This is a genomic window from Neobacillus drentensis, from assembly GCF_036966985.1.
Taxonomy (GTDB): domain Bacteria; phylum Bacillota; class Bacilli; order Bacillales; family Cytobacillaceae; genus Neobacillus; species Neobacillus drentensis_E.
Genome location: NZ_JBALSN010000435.1, coordinates 1 through 2,165 on the forward strand (window position 1 = coordinate 1; position 2,165 = coordinate 2,165).

The following is a 2,165-nucleotide window of genomic DNA, read 5'->3' on the forward strand; positions in this document are numbered from 1 at the left end:
CATACCCATACCCATACCCATACCCATACCCTTATTATCCTTGGTATTAATGGAAAAAAAGCTTTGCCATCTGGCAAGGCTTTTGCTTTATTTTTTGTCGAAATCTAATGTTCCTTAGTTATTGTTACGAGGTTACATCTTAATTGGGAAAAAGGTTATAATAAAACTGTCTTGGTTAATTTTACTAATTTGAATTTATTTGGAGGTAAGCACATGCGGATCGGAGTACCTAAAGAAATCAAAAATAATGAAAACCGTGTAGCCATGACACCAGCTGGAGTAGTCAACCTGGTTAAATTTGGTCATGATGTTTTTATTGAAAATGGAGCTGGGCTTGGATCTGGTTTTTTAAATGAGGATTATGAATCAGCAGGTGCGAAATTAGTAGATTCGGCAGAAGAAGCATGGTCCATGGAAATGGTGATGAAGGTGAAAGAACCGCTTCCAAGCGAATATAAATACTTTCGTGAAGGATTAATTTTATTTACATATTTACATCTTGCACCTGAACCAGAATTAACTAAAGCATTAATTGATCATAAAGTAATAGGCATCGCTTATGAGACAGTTCAGTTACCAAATAGAAGCTTACCGTTGTTAACGCCGATGAGTGAGGTGGCTGGCAGAATGGCACCGCAAATTGGAGCCCAATTTCTTGAGAAAGTTCATGGGGGAATGGGAATTCTACTTTCTGGAGTCCCGGGGGTTCAAAGAGGAACGGTTACTATTATCGGCGGAGGTGTGGCTGGAACGAATGCAGCTAAAATGGCGATTGGTTTGGGAGCCAAAGTGACCATTATTGATTTAAATCCAGATCGTCTTCGACAATTAGATGATATTTTTGGATCAGATGTGACGACTCTTATGTCCAATCCTTATAATATCGCTGAAGCTGTGAAGGATTCCGATTTGGTAATCGGCGCAGTGCTAATTCCAGGGGCTAAAGCTCCAAAGCTTGTAACGGAAGAAATGATTCAATCGATGAAACCAGGCAGTGTCGTTGTGGATATAGCGATTGACCAGGGCGGGATTTTCGAAACCACTGACCGGATTACCACGCACGACAATCCAACCTATGTGAAACATGATGTTGTCCATTATGCTGTTGCAAACATGCCGGGTGCGGTCCCAAGGACTTCTACCATCGCCTTAACAAATGTAACTGTTCCATATGCCGTGCAAATTGCCAACAAAGGCTACAAACAAGCTTGTCTCAGCAATGAAGCATTGTTAAAAGGAATCAACACACTTGGCGGCTACGTAACCTATCAAGCAGTCGGAGAAGCACACGGGCTTGAATTCTTAGATACAAAAACATTGCTGGAAAAATAATAATTAAGTACGAAGAGGAGGGATGTGGATGTTCCTCTTCTTTTCTTTGCTCTTTTGAACTGGATGGTTAATTACCGTCCGGTAACATAGCAAGGGTCTACGTGCTCGAAACCGATTGAAATAGGAGTAATCGGTAACGTAGAAAGGATCTACGTGCCCGAAACCGGTTGAAATAGGAATAATTGGTAACGTAGCAAAATCCTATGTGTTAAAAACTAATAAAAATAGGAAATATCGGTTACGTAAAATGGTTTTACTAATTCGAATCCTATTGAAAATAGAAACATTAGCCTTTTATAAATTAAAAACCAGCTCCTAAAAGGAACTGGTTTAAAATACATACTATGTAGCCGCATTTGCCGTATTAATATAAGAAAGTTTTAAACCACCACTCCTCAAAGTGGGTGTTCTCAGAAACCCTTCCTGCATGTCCTCCAAGTCTTATAGACAGAGGCTTGTCATTCCAGTTCCAATGGTTAAACTCCCTTTTACAGCTTAAAGGTTAAAACTTTATTATGACTACGAACAACGCAGCTTGTATAAGTATAATATCTCATTTCTTTCTGAATTTCAATGTAAAAAAAATACAAATTACATTATTTTATGATCTGTAATTCTTTCGGGAATTTTGTAAGAACTTTTGCCCCGTCTGAAGTAATATATACATCATCTTCAATCCGAACACCGGCCACATTCGGTACATAAATACCTGGCTCAATTGTGTAAATCATACCTTCTTCAATAATGAGCTGGTTTGTTTCTGTTAGTGATGGGTACTCGTGGACGCTAATTCCGAGTCCGTGACCGAGTCTATGTGGAAAATAGTCTCCATA

General features: G+C 39.1%; 2 protein-coding genes and 1 other RNA gene. 1 reads left to right on the top strand and 2 read right to left on the bottom strand.

Features of this window, described 5'->3' with window-relative positions; all coding sequences use genetic code 11:
• The first annotated feature begins 213 nt into the window (after nucleotides 1-213).
• Entirely contained in the window at nucleotides 214-1,332 is a 1,119-nt protein-coding gene (gene ald, locus V7659_RS24410) for an alanine dehydrogenase (protein ID WP_335542730.1), read from the top strand.
• A 343-nt stretch (nucleotides 1,333-1,675) separates the two neighbouring features.
• On the opposite strand, the gene ssrS is transcribed toward ald, so the two are convergent.
• Both ssrS and V7659_RS24420 read right to left on the bottom strand, forming a co-directional pair.
• Nucleotides 1,676-1,872: non-coding RNA, 6S RNA (ssrS, locus tag V7659_RS24415), on the bottom strand.
• 56 nt (nucleotides 1,873-1,928) lie between these two features.
• Nucleotides 1,929-2,165 (bottom strand): M24 family metallopeptidase (locus tag V7659_RS24420; RefSeq protein ID WP_335542731.1); only part of this gene is annotated, 237 nt, incomplete at its 5' end.